This window comes from Vibrio sp. 10N.222.52.C12, assembly GCF_041474215.1.
Taxonomy (GTDB): domain Bacteria; phylum Pseudomonadota; class Gammaproteobacteria; order Enterobacterales; family Vibrionaceae; genus Vibrio; species Vibrio crassostreae_C.
The window spans coordinates 18,289-18,497 of record NZ_JBFRTR010000006.1 but is presented as its reverse complement, the minus strand read 5'-3'; the positions used below and the strand labels follow the sequence as shown (position 1 = coordinate 18,497).

General features: G+C 49.3%; 1 tRNA gene. It reads left to right on the top strand.

The window, feature by feature from the left end:
• Positions 1-64: 64 nt before the first annotated feature.
• Positions 65-141, top strand: a tRNA-Arg gene (locus tag AB4623_RS00810).
• Positions 142-209 lie beyond the last annotated feature (68 nt).

Sequence of the window (209 nt, the reverse complement as noted above, 5' to 3'; positions counted from 1 at the left end):
GCGCCACTATTTAGGGTTTCTTTTATGAACCCCTGATATTGGGAATACCGATATCGAAAACTGCGCGTCCTTAGCTCAGCTGGATAGAGTACCTGGCTACGAACCAGGCGGTCGGAGGTTCGAATCCTCCAGGACGCGCCACTCTTTAGGGTTTCCTTGTGAACTCCTGATATTGGAAATACTGATATCGAAAACCGTGCGTCCTTAGC